This is a genomic window from Caulobacter sp. DWP3-1-3b2 (assembly GCF_049896325.1).
In the GTDB taxonomy this organism is placed as follows: domain Bacteria; phylum Pseudomonadota; class Alphaproteobacteria; order Caulobacterales; family Caulobacteraceae; genus Caulobacter.
Map to the genome: position 1 here is coordinate 48459 of NZ_JAFCUB010000018.1, position 16419 is coordinate 64877.

General features: G+C 66.2%; 12 protein-coding genes and 1 pseudogene. 5 read left to right on the forward strand and 8 right to left on the reverse strand.

Annotated elements, in window-relative coordinates:
* Positions 1-57: 57 nt before the first annotated feature.
* The 3 genes from ACP7AG_RS12905 to ACP7AG_RS12915 all read left to right on the forward strand — a co-directional run bounded on the left by ACP7AG_RS12905 (position 58) and on the right by ACP7AG_RS12915 (position 7411).
* Positions 58-3009 (forward strand): TonB-dependent receptor, encoded by a 2952-nt coding sequence (locus tag ACP7AG_RS12905; protein WP_426031241.1) that lies wholly within the window; start codon positions 58-60, stop codon positions 3007-3009.
* Positions 3010-3098: 89 nt separating this feature from the next.
* A complete protein-coding gene (locus tag ACP7AG_RS12910; protein ID WP_426031243.1) occupies positions 3099-4622 on the forward strand; it encodes a tryptophan halogenase family protein in 1524 nt (507 codons plus the stop codon).
* A gap of 320 nt (positions 4623-4942) precedes the next feature.
* Complete coding sequence (locus ACP7AG_RS12915; RefSeq protein WP_426031245.1) at positions 4943-7411, forward strand: glycoside hydrolase family 3 protein; 2469 nt, start codon at positions 4943-4945, stop codon at positions 7409-7411.
* Between the two features lie 156 nt (positions 7412-7567).
* On the opposite strand, the pseudogene ACP7AG_RS12920 reads toward ACP7AG_RS12915, so the two are convergent.
* The 4 genes and pseudogenes from ACP7AG_RS12920 to ACP7AG_RS12935 form a co-directional block, all read right to left on the reverse strand.
* A pseudogene (locus ACP7AG_RS12920) lies at positions 7568-8029 on the reverse strand (GNAT family N-acetyltransferase); the annotation flags it as partial.
* Positions 8030-8210: 181 nt separating this feature from the next.
* Positions 8211-10631 (reverse strand): DNA topoisomerase (ATP-hydrolyzing) subunit B, encoded by a 2421-nt coding sequence (gene gyrB / locus ACP7AG_RS12925; protein ID WP_426011266.1) that lies wholly within the window; start codon positions 10629-10631, stop codon positions 8211-8213.
* Between the two features lie 80 nt (positions 10632-10711).
* Entirely contained in the window at positions 10712-11890 is a 1179-nt protein-coding gene (gene recF / locus ACP7AG_RS12930) for a DNA replication/repair protein RecF (RefSeq protein ID WP_426009939.1), read from the reverse strand.
* 41 nt (positions 11891-11931) lie between these two features.
* Complete coding sequence (locus ACP7AG_RS12935) at positions 11932-12306, reverse strand: VOC family protein (protein ID WP_426031247.1); 375 nt, start codon at positions 12304-12306, stop codon at positions 11932-11934.
* Positions 12307-12472: 166 nt separating this feature from the next.
* On the opposite strand from ACP7AG_RS12935, the gene ACP7AG_RS12940 reads away from it, so the two are divergent.
* Positions 12473-12601, forward strand: a complete 129-nt coding sequence (locus tag ACP7AG_RS12940; protein ID WP_426031249.1) for a hypothetical protein — start codon at positions 12473-12475, stop codon at positions 12599-12601.
* Between the two features lie 359 nt (positions 12602-12960).
* Here the strand turns inward: ACP7AG_RS12940 and dnaN are convergent, their stop codons facing one another.
* Both dnaN and msrA read right to left on the reverse strand, forming a co-directional pair.
* Positions 12961-14079, reverse strand: a complete 1119-nt coding sequence (gene dnaN / locus ACP7AG_RS12945; RefSeq protein ID WP_426009935.1) for a DNA polymerase III subunit beta — start codon at positions 14077-14079, stop codon at positions 12961-12963.
* A 164-nt stretch (positions 14080-14243) separates the two neighbouring features.
* A complete protein-coding gene (gene msrA / locus ACP7AG_RS12950; protein ID WP_426031251.1) occupies positions 14244-14768 on the reverse strand; it encodes a peptide-methionine (S)-S-oxide reductase MsrA in 525 nt (174 codons plus the stop codon).
* 99 nt (positions 14769-14867) lie between these two features.
* On the opposite strand from msrA, the gene ACP7AG_RS12955 reads away from it, so the two are divergent.
* Complete coding sequence (locus tag ACP7AG_RS12955) at positions 14868-15335, forward strand: low molecular weight protein-tyrosine-phosphatase (RefSeq protein WP_426031253.1); 468 nt, start codon at positions 14868-14870, stop codon at positions 15333-15335.
* A gap of 1 nt (position 15336) precedes the next feature.
* On the opposite strand, the gene ACP7AG_RS12960 is transcribed toward ACP7AG_RS12955, so the two are convergent.
* Both ACP7AG_RS12960 and grpE read right to left on the reverse strand, forming a co-directional pair.
* Positions 15337-15690, reverse strand: a complete 354-nt coding sequence (locus tag ACP7AG_RS12960) for a hypothetical protein (RefSeq protein WP_426009931.1) — start codon at positions 15688-15690, stop codon at positions 15337-15339.
* A gap of 108 nt (positions 15691-15798) precedes the next feature.
* Entirely contained in the window at positions 15799-16416 is a 618-nt protein-coding gene (gene grpE / locus ACP7AG_RS12965; protein ID WP_426009929.1) for a nucleotide exchange factor GrpE, read from the reverse strand.
* Positions 16417-16419 lie beyond the last annotated feature (3 nt).

Consider the following 16419-nt stretch of genomic DNA (forward strand, 5'->3'; position numbering starts at 1 on the left):
TCGCTCAGCACTGCTGATCGCGATCGAGAACTGCTGCCGCAAACAGGGGAATGCTCAATGACCACAATGTCTTATCGATCCCGCACGGCCTTGCTGTCCGCCGCCTCGGCCTTTGTGCTGATGGCCGCCGGCCAAGCCACCGCCCAAACCGCGCCACCGCCTGCCGACGCACCCTCGGAGGTTGAAACGGTTGTCGTGACCGGCTTCCGCGCCTCGCTCGCCGACGCGCTGAATCTGAAGAAGCATTCCAACCAGATCATCGAGTCGATCACCGCCGAGGACATGGGTAAGTTCCCGGATCAGAACATCGCCGAGTCGCTGCAGCGCCTGCCGGGCGTTCAGATCGACCGCGAGAACGGCCAGGGCACCAAGGTGCGGATCCGTGGTCTGGACCAGAACGTCACCCTGCTGAACAGCGACACGTTCCTGTCCGGCCTTGAGGCCTTCCGCCTTGGCGAAGGCAATATCAAGCAGACCAATTCGCTTGAGGGCATCCCCTCCGACCTGCTGGCCGGTGTCGATGTGATCAAGTCGCCTCAGGCCGACCTGATCGAAGGCGGGCTGGGCGGCACGGTCAATCTGAAGACTCGCAACGCCCTCGACGTGCGCGGCGACAGCACCTTTTCGATCGATCTGCGCGCCAACAAGGGCTCGACCAAGGGCAAGACCAAGCCCCAGGTTTCTGTGGTCCTGGGCCACAAGTTCTCGGACAATTTCGCCGTTCTGGGCAGCCTGTCCTATGACAAGAACTCGATCGACACCGAGGTGCTCAGCGGCGAGAACCGCGGTGGCTGGGCCTTTCTCAATCGCCCCACCGCCACGGGCAACAACCAGGTCCAGACTGGCACAAGCAACATCTGGTCGCCGGAATACCGCTACAGCAACAACCGTCACCAAGGGCGCGAGCGCACCGCCTTCTCGCTCAACGCCGACTGGAACGTCTCCGATTCGCTGTCGCTGCGCGCCGACTGGTTCCATTCGGACCTGAAGATCTTCACTGGCGAACATTCGCTCAAGTGGGCCTATGCCAACGAAAACGCGGTGTACAACGCCCAGGGCCTGACCAAGGACAATAACGGCGTCCTGCAATCGGGCTTTGTCACCGCCAATTCGTCGGAAGGCGACAGCTTCGCCAAGAACGCCCACGCCAAGACCGACAACGTCCAGTTCTCGGCGGACTGGGACAATGGCGGCCGGCTCAGCGGCCGGGTTCGCGCGGCGATGTCCAAGATCGACTACGCCTCGACGTCGGGCCAGGTCGATACGCGCTACACGCAATATGGCGTGCGCGACGGCGTCAATGGCTTCGCGCCGAACTCGACCGCGCCGCTGACGGCCACCTACGGCTTCACCAACGGCGCCTACCCGACCTTCGCGCCGGTCGCCGCCCTGGCCACCGCCATGACGACCCCCAGTTCGGTGTTCTTCAAGTCGCACTGGGCGTTTGGCGACAAGTCCAAGCTGGACGACAAGGCGTTGACCGGCGACTTCAAGTACAAGCCTGAGTTCGGCGAGGGCTCGGACATGGTGATCAGCTTCGGCGGTCGTTATTCCAGCCACAAGGTCGATTCGACCTATGGCCGCTACCTGGCCGACTACTCGGCCAAGGGCGAACTGCCGGCCAGCGCCCAAGGCACGACCGACCACGGCACCTTCGTCGATTGGACGCCGCTCGGCTATTTCCAGGACGGCGCGATCGGCCTGAAGAAGTGCGACATCGCTTTCTACAACTGCAGCCGCTTCGGCAACTCGCCCGCCGTGGTCACGCCCTACCAGACCGCCGCCTCCAACCCGGGCCGCGCCGTCACCGACAATGTCCACGGCGTGACGGCGATCTTCCAGGACTATGGGCAGATGAAGGATCCGGTCGCCTGGCTGCAGGCGCTGTATCCCTCGACCAAGCTGGCCTTCTACAGGGACCCAATCGAATCCTTCAAGATCAAGGATGAGACGACCTCGGGCTACGTCATGACCGACCTGGGCGACGAAGGGTTCCACATCAATGCGGGCGTCCGCGTGGTCCACACCAAGCTGACCATCGACTCGTCCAACACCCCGGTCACGCCGCTGTCTTGGGGCACCGATAGCTGGAACGGCGTCCTGAAGAACCCGGACTCGGCGCGGACCGTGCGCGAATATACCGATGTCCTGCCCAGCCTGAACGCCGTGTTCAACATCAACGACAACGACAAGGTCCGGGCGACTGCGGCGCGCGTCGTGGCCTCGCAGAACCTGTTCGACCTGGGCCAGGGCGCGTCGTACAACTTCACCCGCTCCTCGACCCCCGGGCCGAACCTGAACAAGTTCCTCTACACCAACGGCAGCGGCGGCAATCCCAACCTCAACCCGTTCCGCGCCTCGCAGATCGACTTCGCCTATGAGCACTATTTCGGCAAGCAGGGCCTGATCTCGGCCGGCGTCTTCTACAAGACCATCGACTCGTTCATCGTCCCCAACACCTTCCCGGTGACGGTGAAGGACCAGTCGGTGGCGGGCGCTTCTGTCGGCACGTTCAACTCCGTGAGCAACGGCGAGGGCGGCACGATCAAGGGGCTCGAGCTACAGGGGCAGTACGCCTTTGAGAATGGCTTCGGCTTCACCGCCAACTATACCTATTCGGACTCCAGCTCGCCTGACTTCACCGACTTCTCCAAGAGCCTGCCGATTCCAGGCGTTTCCAAGAACGCCTTCAACGTCCAGGGCTATTTCGAGCATGGCCCGTTCTCGACCCGCCTGTCCTATGCCTGGCGTGACAAGGCCTATATCGGTAACTTCACCTTCGGCTCGGGCGCCGACCTTCACAAGCTGGGCATCTATAACGAAGCCTATGGCCAGCTGGATGGCCAGGTCGCCTACGAGGTCACCTCGGATCTGAAGGTCACGCTCGAAGGCTCCAACCTGACCAAGGAAGACTCCAAGAGCTACCTGCAGTTCCCCAACCTGCCTCTGCGCTTCGTGTCGGGCGACCGCCGCGTGTCGCTGGGCGTGCGCTACCGCTTCGGCGGCTAACGCAACCGAACGGCGGGCGCGCTCATCCTCTTGAGCGCGCCCAACGCCGGGCCCAGGATCAATCCCGGCTCACCTATCGAGGACGTTTGATGTCCGACCCGGACTGGATCCAGAAGATCGTCATCGTCGGTGGCGGCAGCGCCGGCTGGATGACGGCGGCGGCCTTGGCGCGCGGGCTGGATCGCCGCTACCAGATCCAGGTCGTGGAATCCCAGGACATCGGCGTGGTCGGGGTGGGCGAGGCGACCATTCCGCCGATCCGCCTGTTCAACGCCATGCTGGGCCTCGACGAAGCCGAGTTCATGCGCGAGACCCAGGCGACCTACAAGCTGGGCATCGAATTCAAGAACTGGGGCGGGCTGGGCGCGCGCTATTTCCACCCCTTCGGCGCCTATGGCCTAAAGGCCGAGATGGGCCACTTCTTCCAGTATTTCCTGAAGCTCGACCGCGAGGGCGGCGCGTTGGCCCTCGACGACTATTCGCTGTGCGCCCAGGCCGCCAAGGGCGGCCGGTTCGACCGCCAGAGCGACGATCCGCGCGATCCGATGTCGATCTTCGGCTCGGCCTATCACTTCGACACCATCCTCTACGGCCAGTATCTGCGCCGCTTCGCCCAGGGTCTGGGCGTCGTTCGTACGGAGGGCGAGGTGGTGCGGGTCGATCAGGATACCGAAACTGGCTTCGTCACCGCCGTGCGCCTGAAATCTGGCCAAAGCATCGAGGGCGACCTGTTCATCGACTGCTCCGGCTTCAAGGGCCTGCTGATCGAACAGACCCTCAAGGCCGGCTACGAGGACTGGTCGTCCTATCTGCCGATGGACCGCGCGGCCGCCGTGCCCTGCGCCCTGAACGGCCCGCTGTCGCCCTTCACCACCTCGACGGCGCGCGAGGCCGGCTGGCAGTGGCGGATCCCGCTGCAGCACCGGGTCGGCAATGGCTATGTCTATTCCAGCCGGTTCATTTCCGACGACGCGGCGGTCGGAACCTTGCTGGGCAATCTCGAGAGCGAGCCCCTGGCCGAGCCGCGATTGCTGCGGTTCGTCACCGGTCGCCGGCGCAAGATCTGGGACAAGAACGTCGTCGCCATCGGCCTGTCGAGCGGCTTTCTGGAACCCCTGGAGTCGACCAGCATCCACCTGATCCAGGCCAGCATCAACAAGCTGCTGCAGCACTTCCCGGACCGCAGGTTTTCGCCGGCCAACCGGGAAACCTTCAACCGTCGCATCCATGCCGACATGGAGACGATCCGCGATTTCCTGATCCTGCACTACCACGCCACGACCCGCGACGACGCGGGGCTGTGGTCCTATGTCCGCACCATGCCGATCCCCGACTCCCTGGCCCACCGCATCGCCCTGTTCCGCGAGAGCGGCCAATTGGTGATCCATCCCGACGAGATGTTCACGCCGACGTCCTGGCTGGCGGTCTTGCTGGGACAGAACATCCGGCCTCAATCCCACACCCCTCTGGTCGCTGGCCACGACAGTCAGGCGATCGCCCAGGGGTTCCGGAACATGAAGGCCCAGATTATCGGCCGGGTCGGCGCGATGCCAAGCCATGTCGATTATCTCAGGCGTCACGGCATGTGGGCCGCCGCCGCCGTCGCGGCTTAAGGCCGGAACGAGGATAGATCCTAGCGCTATCAGAAACTGTTAGACAGCGCTGTCAATTTGTGGTGACCTCACGGAATAGAAGGGCTCAAGGCCTCCGTTGCAAGGGAAGGAAACCATGCTGTTCGCGCTCCCTCGTGGGCGGCGGACCAACGTGTCCCGACATTATTCGATTCAGCCGCCGCTTCTCCGGCGACCTCCCAACGTGCGTCCGCTCAATCTCCCGGCGGGCTGCGTGACAGGACCCCTCGCGATACGAGGGCGCTCCCACTTCGGCGCGGCGACGTCCTGCTCGCCGCGCCGTCTTTTTTCAAAGGTGCTTCATGATCCCTCGCCGTCTGGCCTGCCGCGTTTCGGCCCTGGCCCTCGCCGTCTCGGCCTGTCTCTCGGCGATGCCGGCATCGGCGCGGGCCAGCGACGCTGTGGCCCATCCAACGCTGTGGCCCAAGGCCGCTAGTCCGGCGGCGATCACCGACGCCAAGACCGAGGCCTTCATCAGCGGGCTGATGAGCAAGATGACCCTCGAGGAGAAGGTCGGCCAGACCATCCAGGGCGACATCGCCTCGATGACCCCGGCTGATCTGATCAAGTATCCGCTGGGCTCGATCCTGGCCGGCGGCAACTCGGCGCCAGGCGGCGACGACCGCGCGGCGCCCAAGGCCTGGACCGACCTGGTCGACGCCTATCGCGCCAAGTCCCTGGAGCCGCGGCCCGGCCATACGCCGATCCCGATCCTGTTCGGCATCGACGCCGTACACGGACACAACAACATCGTCGGCGCCACCATCTTCCCGCACAATATCGGCCTGGGCGCGGCCCGCGATCCCGACCTGATCCGCCGCATCGGCGCGGCCACCGGCGAGGAGGTGGCGGCGGTCGGGGGCGACTGGACCTTCGGGCCCACGGTCGCCGTGCCCCGCGACGACCGTTGGGGCCGCAGCTACGAGGGCTATGCCGAGGACCCGGAAGTCGTGAAGTCCTATTCGGGCCCAATGACCCTGGGTCTGCAGGGCGCGTTGAAGCGCGGCGCGCCCTTGGCCGCCGGCCATATCGCCGGCTCGGCCAAGCACTTCCTGGCCGACGGCGGCACCGAAGGGGGCAAGGATCAAGGTGACGCAGGAATCTCGGAAGCCGAGCTGGTCGCCATCCACGCCCAGGGATACCCGCCCAGCATCGACGCCGGCATCCTGACGGTGATGGTCTCGTTCTCCAGCTGGAACGGTCAGAAGATGACCGGCAACAAGACCTTGATCACCGACGTGCTGAAGGGCCGGATGGGCTTCCAGGGCTTCGTGGTCAGCGACTGGAACGCCCATGGACAGGTCGCGGGCTGCACCAACGTCAGCTGCCCACAGGCGATGAACGCTGGGCTTGACATGTACATGGCGCCCGACAGCTGGAAGCCCCTCTATGAGAGCACCTTGGCCCAGGTGAAGTCCGGCGAGATCCCGATGGCGCGGCTGGACGACGCCGTGCGGCGCATCCTGCGGGTCAAGGTCAAGACCGGCCTGTTCGCGCGGGTGGCGCCGAGCGTGCAGGGCCAGTTCGACCGTCTTGGCGCCGCCGATCACCGGGCCATCGCCCGCGAGGCGGTGGCCAAGTCGCTGGTGCTGCTGAAGAACGACGGCGTGCTACCGGTCAAGCCGGGGGCCAGGGTGCTGGTGGCCGGGGCCGCCGACGACATCGGCAAGGCGGCCGGTGGCTGGACCCTGACCTGGCAAGGCACGGGCAACAAGAACAGCGACTTCCCGCACGGCCAGTCGATCTGGGGCGGTATCGAAAAGGCCGTCAAGGCCGGCGGCGGCCAGGCCGAGCTCGCGCCGGACGGTCAGTTCAAATCCAAACCCGACGTCGCCATCGTGGTGTTCGGCGAAGATCCGTATGCGGAGTTCCAGGGCGACGTCGCCAATCTCGGCTACCAGCTGGCCGACAAGACCGATCTGGCCCTGATCAAGCGCCTGAAGGCCCAGGGCATTCCCGTGGTCTCGGTGTTCTTGTCGGGCCGGCCTCTGTGGACCAATCCCGAGATCAACGCCTCCGACGCCTTTGTCGCCGCCTGGTTGCCCGGCAGCGAGGGGGGCGGGGTGGCCGATGTGCTGGTCGCCGACAAGGGCGGCAAACCGAAGCGGGACTTCCAGGGCAAGCTCGGTTTTTCCTGGCCCAAGCGCGCTGACCAGGGTTCGCTGAACCGGGGCCAGCCCGGCTATGACCCGCAGTTCGCCTATGGCTACGGCCTGTCCTACGCCAAGGGGGGCAAGGTCGGGATGTTGCCGGAAGACCCGGGCGCGGTGGCGGCCGCCGGCAGCGTCGATCGCTATTTCATCGCCGGCCGCACTCCGGCCCCCTGGCGGATGGACTTCGTGGGGGCGGGCGCGGTCAAGGCCATTGACGCCGGCGCCCAGGAGAACGGGCAACAGGCGGTGTGGACGGGTCAGGGCATGCTGTCCATCCACGGTCCGGCCGTCGATCTGTCGCGCCAAACCACGGGCGACATGGCCGTCCAGCTGCGCTATCGCGTCGATGCCGGATCGGCCCGACCGGTGACGATGAGCATCGGCTGCAGCGAGGATGCGTCCTGCGGCGGAACGCTGGATGTCACCGCCCTGATGGCCAAGGCGGCCGGCCCCGAATGGCGCAGTGTGAAGATCAAGCTGTCCTGCTTCCAGGCGGCCGGAGCCAAGATGGACCACGTCACCGCGCCGTTCGTCATCGGCGCGTCGGGGCCGTTCGCCCTGTCGGTCACCGAGGTCAAGCTGGCCTCGAACGAAGGCGACGCGGTCTGTCCGAAATGACGGGCGCCACTTCCCTCTCCCCTTGCGGGAGAGGGTGGCCTGGCGGAGCGAGGTCGGATGAGGGTCGAAGATCGTCTCAACCGCGGGCGGCGGACAGGTCAACGCGACCCCTCATCCGGCGCTTTGCGTCACCTTCTCCCGCAAGCGGAGAAGGATTTAGCCTCGATACGACATCGCCACATTACACCGCTCATACCGCGCCCCGAACGTCGCCATGATCTCGGCGTCGTGCTGGAAGCCCAGCTTCTCGTAGAGGTGGATGGCCGCCGCGCACTTGGCGTTGGTCAACAGATAGAGCTTGTCGGCGACGCCCATGGCCTTGGCGTGTTCCAGGGTCGCCGCCAACAGGAACTCGCCGGCCTTTCGGCCCCGCGCCGCCTTCGAGACGCCCATCTTGGTCAGCTCGAACCAGCCGTCCTTCATCTTGATCAGGGCGCAGGATCCCACCACGCCCAGGTCCGAAGTCTCCGCGAAAAGCACCGCCCCACCCTTGTCGATGATCAGTTCGCGCGGGTTCGACAACAGCGTGATGTCGTTCTCCTCGAGAACAAACATCTCCTCGATCCACTCGGCGTTGATCCGATAGAATGGCTCGGCCAGGTCGTCGCTGAAGGCGCGGACCGTCAGGCCGCCGCCGGTTGGCGAGCGTTCGTCCCGTTCACGTTCCAGCATGGCGATCTGCTCCAGGCTAGAGCATTTTTCGAGCGAAGTGGTTCCGGTCCGCGTGAAGAAAAATGCGTCAAAACAGAAGATTAGAGCTCCCGGCCTGACGCAGTCAGGTCGGGAAATGCTCTAGCGGTTAGACGTCCACCTCGGCGTCGAGTGCGTTGGCCTGGATGAACTCGCGGCGGGGTTCGACCAGGTCGCCCATCAGGCGGCTGAACATGTCGTCGGCGTCGTCGGCATGGTTGACGCGCACCTGCAGCAGGGTGCGGGCCTCGACGTCGAGGGTGGTCTCCCACAGCTGGTCGGGGTTCATCTCGCCCAGGCCCTTGTAGCGTTGGATCGACAGGCCCTTTCGGCCGGCGTCGATCACCGCGCCCAACAGGTCAAGCGGACCGCGAACCGTGGTCGACTTGTCCTTGCGACGGAAGATCGCCGCGCCGGAGAACACCTCGGCCAGGGCCGTGGCGCGTTCGGCCCAGCGGCGAGCGTCGGCGGCGTGCAGCAAGCCATCGTCCAGCACCACGCTCTCGGTGACCCCGCGACGCACGCGCTTGAACACATAGGCGGTATCGCCGCGCTCGCCCGACCACGGGCCGTCGCCTTCTTCCGCATACAGATCAAGCCGCTTGGCGGCGGCGGCGATGTCGGGCGTGTCGCTGAACAGGCCGGCCAGGGCCGCCTGCTCGATCGCGAAGGCCGGCGCGCGGGCGGCCAGGCGATCAATATTGCCCTTGGCCGACCGGCAGAGCTGGACCAGGGCCAACAGGTCCTTGCCCGTGCGACGCTCGCCCGACGGCAGGTCCAGCTCGGCGCCCTCGACACCCTCGTCCACAAGGAAGGCGTCCATCTCGAAGTCGTCCTTCAGATACCGCGACGACTTGCCCTTGGCGGCTTTGTAGAGCGGCGGCTGGGCGATGTAGATATAGCCGCGCTCGATCAGCTCCGGCATCTGACGATAGAAGAAGGTCAGGAGCAGGGTGCGGATGTGGGCGCCATCGACGTCGGCGTCGGTCATCAGCACGATCTTGTGGTAGCGCACCTTGTCGGCGTTGAAGTCGTCGCGGCCGATACCGGCCCCCAGGGCGGTGATCAGCGTACCGATCTGGTCGGACGACAGCATCTTGTCAAAGCGCGCCCGCTCGACATTGAGAATCTTGCCACGCAGGGGCAGGACGGCCTGGTTCTCACGGTTGCGGGCCTGCTTGGCGCTGCCGCCGGCCGAGTCGCCCTCGACGATGAAGATCTCGGACTTGGCCGGATCGCGCTCGGAGCAATCGGCCAGCTTGCCGGGCAAGGACGTGATGTCGAGCGCACTCTTGCGGCGGGTTAGCTCGCGCGCCTTGCGGGCGGCTTCCCGCGCGGCGGCGGCCTCGGCGATCTTGCTGACGATGGCCTTGGCTTCGGTCGGATGCTCCTCGAACCACGAGGCCAGGCCTTCCTGGACCAGGTTTTCCACTGCCGGGCGGACTTCGGACGACACCAGTTTGTCCTTGGTCTGGGAGCTGAACTTGGGGTCGGGCACCTTGACCGACAGCACGCAGGTCAGGCCCTCGCGGGCGTCCTCGCCGCCCACATTGACTTTCTCGCGCTTGGTGATGCCCGAGCTCTCGGCGTAGTTGGTGATGATCCGGGTCAGGGCGCCGCGGAAGGCCGACAGGTGGGTGCCGCCATCCCGCTGGGGGATGTTGTTGGTGAAGCACAGCATGTGCTCGTGATAGCTGTCGTTCCACCACAGGGCCAGGTCGATCTCGACCTTGTCCTTGCGGCCGCGAATGACGATCGGCGTCTTCAGCAGCGGGGTCTTGGCCTTGTCGAGGTGGCGCACGAAGGCCTCGATGCCGCCCTCGTAGTGCAGCTTTTCTTCCCACGGCTCGGCGTCGCGCAGGTCGCGGAAATAGATCGTCACGCCCGAGTTCAGGAAGGCCAGCTCGCGCAGCCGGTGCTCCAGGGTCTTGCGATCGAACTCGATGAAGGCGAAGGTTTGCAAGCTCGGGAAGAAGGTCACCTCGGTGCCGGTCAGGGTCTGACCGGCCTTGGCGCCTTCCGACCGCACCGGCGAGTCGCCGGTCTGGGCCAGCGAGGTCACCGCGTCGCCGCGCTCGAAGCGCATCTGATAGCTGTGGCCGTTGCGGTGGATCTTCAGTTCCAGCCAGTCGCTCAGCGCATTGACCACCGAGACGCCCACGCCGTGGAGGCCGCCGGAGACCTTGTAGCTGTTCTGGTCGAACTTTCCGCCGGCGTGCAGCTGGGTCATGATGACCTCGGCCGCCGAGACGCCCTCGCCCTCGTGGATGTCGACCGGGATGCCACGACCGTCGTCGGTGACCGTCACCGAGCCGTCGGCGTTGAGGATCACCTCCACCTTGGTGGCGTGGCCGGCCAGGGCTTCGTCGATGGCGTTGTCGACCACTTCGTACACCATGTGGTGCAGGCCCGAGCCGTCATCGGTGTCGCCGATATACATGCCGGGGCGCTTGCGCACCGCGTCCAGGCCCTTGAGCACCTTGATCGAGTCGGCGTCGTAATCGCCGGTCATCACTTCGGGGGCCGCCATCTGCGAACCGTCCGCGCTGGTCAGGCGATCGCCGGTGTTGTCGGCCGCAGAAGCGTCTTGGGGGCCTTTGGTCTCTTCGGTCATACGTCTTCCAATGCGGTCAGGCCGAGTTCGCTGACGCGAACGCCGAGAGCCCGACCCTTCAGGTGGTCGAACAGCGACTCGTCCGTGCCAGTGAGAAAGGCCTGGAGCCCGAGCGCCGTGAGTTCGTCAGCCAGGGCGGCCCGCCTTTCCAGGTCGAGATGCGCGGCGACTTCGTCCAGCAACAATATAGGATTCGGCGCGTCTTTCGCACGCGAAAGTCGCGCCGCCTGGGCCAAAACCAGGTTCAAAATCAGCGCTTTCTGCTCTCCGGTCGAACATTCCGCAGCAGGACGGTCCTTGTCGGCGTGAATGATCGCCAGATCGCCGCGATGCGGTCCGGTCAAGGCCCGTCCGGCGGCCCCGTCGCGGGGCCGGGCCGCAGCCAGGGCGGTGGCCAGGCGGACCTCGATCTCGGCACTTTCGACCCCGTCCAACGCCATCTGCTCCCAGGCGCCGCTCAGCGACAGGCGCGCGCGGGGGAAGGGACGATTGCCCCGGCCGTCGATCTCGGCCTGCAGGGCCACGAGTGTGCGGGCGCGGGCGGCGGCCATCAGGGCGCCGGCCTGGCCGAGACGGGCCTCAAGCGCGGCGAGCCAGACGGTGTCAGCCGGCGCGCCACCTTCAGCGGCGTCGTTCAGCAGGCGCATCCGCTCGCGTTGCGCCTTGTCATAGGCGTTGGCGTGGGCGGCGTGAGACGGCTCGCCGGCGAACACCAGGCGGTCGAAGAACTTGCGGCGTTCGCCGGCCGCTTCCAGGAACAAGCGGTCTTGGGCCGGGGTCAGCCAGATCGGCCGGATGTGGTCGGTCAGCCGGCCCGGTGGCAGGGTCTCGCCGTCGATGCGGACGATGCGACGGCTGGCGCCGGCCATCTCGACCCCGGCGCCCAGCCGCACCGGCTCGTCATCGCCCAGACCCGTCTGCGGGGACTGGACCTCGGCGGCCACGGCCCAGGCCCGGCCCGTGGCCTCGCCCGGCATCCGCCGACCCACCTCGACCAGGCTCGCGCTCCGCAGCCCCTTGCCCGGCGAGAGCAGCGAGATGGCCTCCAACAGGTTGGTCTTGCCCGCGCCGTTGGCCCCGAACAGATAGACGCTGCGGCCCTCGGGTCGCAGGCGCGCGCGCTCGTAAGAGCGGAAGTCGGTCAGGGTCAGGGAAAGCAGGGCGGCGCGGCTCACCGGGGGGTTCTAGCCTATTAGGCGCGCCACCCTAACCCCGTTCAGCCGAACTTGTAGCCGCACAGCTTGTTGCCATCCAGGTCGCGGAAATAGGCGAAATAGACCCCGGGCATCCGCTCGCCAGGCGCGCCTTCGTCGGTTCCGCCCAGTTCCAGAGCCTTGGCGTGGAAGGCGTCGACCTCCTCGCGGCTCTCGAAGTCGAAGCCGCCCATCATGCCGTTGCCGACGCAGGCCTCCGCGCCGTCATAGGGTCCGAGCACCCCGAACAGCCCCGTCCCCTTGCCGCGATAGAGCCGCCCGCCCGAAGCGTGCTCGTGAATGCCCGCCATGCCGATAGATCCCAGCAGGGCGTCGTAAAAGGCCTTGGCCTCATCGAGTTTGTTCGACCCCACCGTCAAGTAGCTGACCCGTGCCATGCGCAGTCCTCCCGTTTTCTTATGCAACCAAGGCTAGCACGGGTGGAAACTGGGGCAAGTCGAGGCGCGTCAAATCGCAGCAACCTTGTTGCGACACCACAGGTTGCTTGCGCGACGGAGCTTGTCGGCCACGAATAGCGCTAACAAAGCCCTGGGGAGGGGACTCATGCGACACAAGTTTTCGGGCGCACCGCGCCAATGGTGGCAGAACAATCCTGAACTCGGCCTCGCGACCGGTTTCGCCGTGGTCTGCGGCGTGCTGTGGCTGGTGGTGAGAGTGCTTGGGGTGGGGTGAGGCCGAGGGGTGGTTGAGGCTGGGCATTCTGGCCGGTTTCGACATTGCGGACGAAGAACCCCGTCTCTCGAAGAGAGAGGGTTACGCGCTCTGACTCCCGAACAGCCCGCTTGGCGAAGTTCGCCATCAAGATTTCAAGGCGCGGCCTCGCCGTTACGGGCGGATTGGGAAGGGGCTGGGCGCCCATCCAGCGTTGCTTCCCTCCCCATTTCGGGGAGGGTGGCGCGCGAAGCGGGTCGGGTGGGGTTTGATGAGTCAGGCCGCGTAGCCCCACCCGACCCATCCGGGACCACCCTCCCCGTATAGGGCAGGAACAAAGAGTCTGGGGATCGGGATGGGCGAGGTATCGCCTCTGCGCGCTACACCCGCAGCGGCATCAGCACGTATTTCACGCCCGGATCGGTCGGATCGACCACCAGGGTCGGCGAGGCTGGGTCGGCGAAGCGGAACTCGGCGATCGGGCCGCCGATCTGGCCGCAGACGTCCAGCAGGTAGCGGGCGTTGAAGCCGATCTCGAAGGGCTCGCCGTCATAATCGACCTCGACCTCTTCCACGGCCTGGCCGGCTTCCATGTTGCGGACGGTCAGGGTGATGCGGCCCGGCTCGATGGCCAGCTTCACCGAGCGGCTCTTCTCGGCCGAAATGGTGGCCACCCGGTCGACGGCCTTGGCGAACAGGTCGTTGTCGAGGGTCAGGATCTTGGCGTTGTCGCGCGGGATGACCCGCAGATAGTCGGGGAAGGCCCCGTCGATGACCTTGGAGGTCAGGGCGGCGCGACCGAACTCGAAGCGCACCTTCTGGGCCGAGATCTGCAACTCGACCTGCTCGCCGGCCGATTCCATCAGGCGGCGGGCCTCCTGGATGGTTTTGCGCGGCACGATGATGCCCGGCAGGCCGGCGGCGCCCTCGGGGGCGGCCATCTCGGCCAGGGCCAGGCGGTGGCCGTCGGTGGCCACAGCCCGCAGCTTGACCTCGCCGCCGTCATTGACGGTGTGGAGATAGAGGCCATTCAAGTAGTAGCGGGTCTCTTCGGTCGAGATCGCAAAGCGGGTCTTGTCGATCAGCCGCATCAGATCGTTGGTGTCGACCGAGATGCGGCCCGACAGGCCGTCGCTGCTCATCACCGGGAAGTCGCCGGCCGGCAGCACCGGCAGGTTGAAGCGCGAGCGACCGGCCTGGATCACCAGGCGCGGATCGTCGCCGCTGAAGCTCAGCGACACGTCCGAGCCGTCGGGCAGCTTGCGGACGATTTCATAGAGGGTCTGGGCGGGCGCGGTGATCTGGCCGGGCACGTCGATCTGGGCCAGGCCCTCGTCGATGATCTCCATGTCCAGGTCGGTGGCCGAGAACGACAGGGTGTCGCGATCGGCCGACAGCAGGATATTCGATAGGATCGGGATGGTGTTGCGGCGCTCGACGACGCTCTGCACGTGACCCAGCGCCTTCAAAAGCGCCGCCCGCTCGATGGTAAGCTTCATATCTCGGTCCAGGTCCCGCCGCCGACGAAAGAATCCTTCGCGGCCCCGTCATGAATGGACTTGCGACATTAGCGAAATCACGCGGTGGGGGAAGAGGGGGCGAGCGGCGGGATGCGCCGAAATGTGCGGATCGGGCATACGACCCTTACCGACACGCCCGATCGTTACTCGGCGGCGGCCCGTTCAGCCCGGGTCGGCAGCTTCCAGTCCGGGCGGATGAAGTGGCAGGTGTAGCCGTTGGGGATCCGCTCCAGATAGTCCTGGTGCTCGGGCTCGGCCTCCCAGAACGGGCCGGCGGGCTGGACCTCGGTGACCACCTTGCCGGGCCAGAGGCCGGAAGCGTCGACATCGGCGATGGTCTCCAGCGCGGTCTGCTTCTGGGCGTCGCTGGAATAGTAGATGGCTGAGCGGTAGCTCAGGCCCAGGTCGTTGCCCTGGCGGTTCTTGGTGGTCGGATCGTGGATCTGAAAGAAGAATTCCAGGATGCGGCGATAGCTGATGATCGTCGGGTCGAAGACGATCTCGATCGCTTCGGCGTGAGTGCCGTGATTGCGATAGGTGGCGTTGCGCACATCGCCGCCGGAGTAGCCCACGCGGGTTTCCAGCACGCCGGGATAGCGGCGCAGCAGGTCCTGCACGCCCCAGAAACAGCCGCCGGCCAGGATCGCGGTTTCGGTGGTGGCGGTCATGGGGCAGGCTCCTTTGCGTTCGTCGCTCGAGGCCACATGTTGGGTCTATCGGCGTTCCACGCAAGCTTGAACCCCACCCGTCTTGAAAGGCTGGCCGTGATGCGACCGTCGGTTCTGTTCGTCTGCATGGGCAATATCTGTCGCTCGCCCCTGGCCGAGGCGGCGTTTCGCCAGGAGGCGCAGCGCCGGGGCCTCGAGATCGAGGTCGATTCGGCTGGCACCGGCGGCTGGCACGCCGGCGACTCGCCCGACCGCCGCGCCCAAGCGGTGGCCCGGCGCCACGGCGTCGAGATCGGCTGTTACAAGGCACGCCAGGTGAAGCTGGAGGATTTCCGCCGCTTCACCCACATCGTCGCCTTGGATCGCGACAACCTCGCCGACCTCACGGCCCTGCGGCCAAGCGATGCTACGGCGGAGCTGATGTTGCTGCTGGATACGGTCGAGGGGCGCCGAGGCAAGTCGGTGGCCGATCCCTACTACGGCGATGACGCTGGGTTTAATGTGACTTGGAGCGACGCCGTGGCAGGGGCGAAGGGGTTGGTCGAACGGATCGAGGCCAACCTCTAAATCAGAACCGCAGCGCCAGCTTGGCCCCGACGAACTTGCCGTCCGGATCGTAGCCGCGGGCCATGGCCGCGCCGCTGGTGTCGGCGCTGGGCTGCAGGCCGCAGAGCAGGCCGGCCGAGCCGGTGACGCTGTCCGTCCCGGCTTCCACCGAGGTGCGGGCGACGCCCGGCGGCAGCGGGGTCGGGGCGCGGCTATAGCGCAGCGGCAAGGCGGCGCGCGGCGAGGCCAGGTCAAGCGACCGCTGGGTGATGGCCGGGGTCTGGACCGCGAAGGACTGAACGGTCTGTGCCTGGCTCGCGCTGGCGATCAAGGCCGCGCCCAAGGCGATCGGAACGAGAAGGGTGGCGCGAGGCATGGCGGTCTCCAGCGGCGGACGCTTCAGAACTAGGCCCGAGAGACCCCCGTCTCAAGCGGCGCGATGTCGCGGCTCCGAGGCGGCGACCCGCCCCGGAGCCCGGAACGATCAAGCCTTGGTGTCGAAAGCCCCGCCGGTGTCGGCGCCGTTGCTGGCATAGGGATTGGCTGCGGCGGCCGGTTCGGCCGGCGCTTCGGGACCCTTGGAGCCCTTGGCGGCCACGGCGACCATGGCCGGGCGGACCAGTCGGCCCATCAGCTCATAGCCCGCCTGCAGCACCTGCAGAACGCCGCCGGCCGCGACCTCGTCCGAGGGCTGTTCCATCACCGCCTGGTGCAGGTGGGGATCGAACTTCTCGCCCTTGCCGGGCTCGAGTTTCTTCAGGCCATTGCGTTCGAAGGCGTCCTGTAGCGCCTTCTCGGTCATCTCGACGCCGATGATATAGTTGGTGACCGCCGGATCCTGCGACTCGCGCGGGCTCATGGCCGTGGCGCGCGATAGGTTGTCGGCCGCGCCCAGCAGGTCGCGGGCGAACTTCTGGATCGCGAAGGCGCGGGCGTCGTTGCTCTCGCGCTCGGCTCGGCGCTTGGTGTTCTCGGCGTCGGCCAGGTAGCGCAGCGCCTGATCCCTCAGGGCCGCCACCTCCAGCTTCAGGGTCTCGATTTCCTGGGCTGCGTCGTCGGTCTCGAAGGCCACGTCTTCGGCCGGCGTTTCGTCGTCGGTCATGTC